Origin of the sequence: Flavobacterium sp. (assembly GCF_044369455.1) — a bacterium.
Lineage (GTDB): Bacteria > Bacteroidota > Bacteroidia > Flavobacteriales > Flavobacteriaceae > Flavobacterium.
The window spans coordinates 1-2,712 of sequence record NZ_JBIPLW010000030.1 but is presented as its reverse complement, the minus strand read 5'-3'; the positions used below and the strand labels follow the sequence as shown (position 1 = coordinate 2,712).

The following is a 2,712-nucleotide window of genomic DNA, read 5'->3' as shown; positions in this document are numbered from 1 at the left end:
AATCACCTCAACGCCCTTCCTCGCGCGCTGCGCGCGCAGCCCCGCTTGGGCACAACGCTATCGGAATTCTCGCCTCGCGAGGTACGTCGTCTCATCGTTGTCGACTACGAATTGCGCTACGAGATCCGGGCCGATACGGTCCACACCCTGCGCCCGTGGCATTGTCATGAAGATCGGTGAGCGTGCTCTCCGGACCACGCCGGAACCGAGCTGTTGCGGCCGCGACTTTCTCGTTGCCGCGCCCAAGAGCCGCCGATCTTCAACTGGCAGCAAGCATGGCTTGGGGTGATGCTCCAAGGCATGGCGCAATGACCCTGACGCATAGAAAACTGACACGTCCTCGACCGCCCGCCTCGTCCAATCCATGCGCGCTCGTGAACTGGTGAGTTTGTGCTACCATTTGATGGCACATTTTTGGAATTCCAATGGAAACCTTTTCCATACGCGATCTGCGCGAACGCACGGGTGATCTCGTCCGAAACGCCGAAAACGGCAAGCTTGCCGTCGTCGCAAAACACGGGCACCCGTTGTTCGTCGCCGTCCCGCTCGACGACGAACTCCTCCGCGCGGGCGTCCACACGGCGCTGGCGATCAAGCTCTTCCAGGACGGCGCCATGAGTCTGGGCAAGGCAGCCAAGCTCGCCGGACAAGGCTACGAAGCATTCGTCGAGCATCTGGCGTCGATCGGTGTGTCGGTGGTCGACTACTCTCCAGAGGAGCTCGACGCCGAGGTCGCAGCGATTGGGTAGACTGGTCGTGGCCGATGCCGGCCCTCTGATCGCCTTCGGCCGCATAGGAAAGCTCGCCCTGCTGCAGCAAATGCTTGGCGAAGTTCTCGTTCCCAAGCATGTCCTGGACGAGTGCTTGCAGAACCCTGCCCTACCGGGTGCAGCCGCGATCCAGTCTGCGCTCGATCAAGGTGTCCTACTCCGGGCTGCAGAATCTGACCCTGCCTTGCCACCGTTTCCCATGCTGGATGCTGGCGAATCCGCCGCCATTCGACTCGCGCTCAAGCTGTCGGTGCCCGTCCTGATCGACGAGAAAGCCGGCCGAAAGATCGCAGAGAATCTTGGATTGAAAATCATCGGCAGCCTGGGCGTGCTGCTCGCCTCGAAACGACAGGGGCACCTCGATACGATTCGATCCGCCCTCGATGCCTTCCAGGCCAATGGCTACCATGTGTCCGTCGCCCTGGTTCAAGCGGCATTGATCCGCGCAGGTGAACGCTTTTAGGTTGCGCGCCGCTGGCCGCGCCAGTACACCGAGTTCGTCTTTGCAACGCCGACCGTCTATGCGCATCTCGCGGCTCACACTAGCTCACGGAGCAATTTCATCACTCACGGTCATTTCAGCAATCGTTGAAACTACGCATGGGAATCAAAGGAGCCAATTCTCGTGCCGAGACTGCACTCCGCAAATGTTTGCATGGACTTGTCCGGCGATAGGAGATAGAGATCCTGCACACGTTGTAGTAGCACTGCAGGTCTCCCCGGCCCGCGATCCGCAACGCCGGTATGATCCTCAATGGGTGATCGACAGCAGCCGGAGATACGATCTTGACTACACGGCGCCCATTGAAGCGGCTCGAATCCGACGACCAAGCGTTGCGACTGGCCGTACTCATCGATGCAGACAATGCACAAGCAGCCGTGATCGAAGGGCTGCTCGCTGAAATTGCTCGATTCGGTGAAGCCACGGTCAAGCGCGTTTTCGGAGATTTCACCTCGAAGGCAAATTCGGCATGGAAGAAAGTCCTCCAGCAATATGCGATTAAGCCCGTTCAACAATTCGCCTATTCGACTGGGAAGAACGCGACAGACAGCACGCTCACCATTGATGCGATGGACTTGCTCTACACCGGAAACTTCGACGGATTCTGTCTGATCACGAACGCCAGCGACTGTACCGGCCTTGCCATGAGACTTCGAGAAGAGGGACTCATGGTCCTCGGCTTCGGCGAGAGCAAGACACCCGGGCCTTGCGGCCTCGACAACCGCGAAGCCGCGCTGCGGCGGCAAGTTCTTCATCGATGCGGCTACGGAAGCTACAAAATGCTGGCGCTCGCAGAATAGCGTGGCACACTTGGGTCGTCTCTTGGCTTGGTAGCCAGAGACTCCCCCCGGGGATCGGTTTGAACAAGATCCCTGAGGGGAATCCTTCTCAATCCCTCACCAGACCTGAACACCACGGGCGACATCGCCATCAATAACGATGGCCGTGATCACCGTTTCTAGGGAGATTGAGTCCATGGACTTCAATGTCGCACATTCCATCTGGTTCCTGGTTCTTGCCCTAACTTTCGGATTGGCTGGATGCGCGTCCGTACAAAACCCGCCGCCGGCGCAACCATTGCCCAAGCCCGAGGCAAAGGCCGCATCACCAACGCCAAAAACAGAGGCAATGCCGGCGCTAAAGCCAAAGGCAAAGCCAAAACCAGTTCCAGATTCCGACTTGGTCACGGTGCATTTCGGTACCACACGCGAGTATGCGAACGGGCGTTTTAAACCAGTTCGAAAACCGGTAGTTCAGAGGGGAAGCATTGCAACACCGATTAGCCCAATACTCTACGGAACGGTCGACGTATTGTTTGAAAGACTCCCCGATCCGAGCGGACTAGAGTCCATGGCAATACGAGAGATCGCCAGTCGATTCGCAGCGGAATGCTCCTTCATTGATTACGCTGCAAACGTCCAACAACCCACAGCTCTTGAT

General features: G+C 58.1%; 3 protein-coding genes and 2 pseudogenes. All 5 read left to right on the top strand.

Annotated features, from left to right (window positions below; translation table 11 throughout):
* A pseudogene (locus ACIQ2L_RS13480) lies at positions 1-180 on the top strand (type II toxin-antitoxin system RelE/ParE family toxin); the annotation flags it as partial.
* 245 nt (positions 181-425) lie between these two features.
* A complete protein-coding gene (locus tag ACIQ2L_RS13475) occupies positions 426-749 on the top strand; it encodes a type II toxin-antitoxin system prevent-host-death family antitoxin (RefSeq protein WP_396159694.1) in 324 nt (107 codons plus the stop codon).
* A gap of 7 nt (positions 750-756) precedes the next feature.
* Positions 757-1,233 carry a DUF3368 domain-containing protein gene (locus ACIQ2L_RS13470; protein ID WP_396159693.1) on the top strand — a complete coding sequence of 159 codons (477 nt, stop codon included), beginning with the start codon at positions 757-759 and terminating at the stop codon, positions 1,231-1,233.
* A 341-nt stretch (positions 1,234-1,574) separates the two neighbouring features.
* Entirely contained in the window at positions 1,575-2,072 is a 498-nt protein-coding gene (locus tag ACIQ2L_RS13465) for an NYN domain-containing protein (RefSeq protein WP_396159690.1), read from the top strand.
* 139 nt (positions 2,073-2,211) lie between these two features.
* Positions 2,212-2,712, top strand: a pseudogene (locus ACIQ2L_RS13460) (hypothetical protein); the annotation flags it as partial.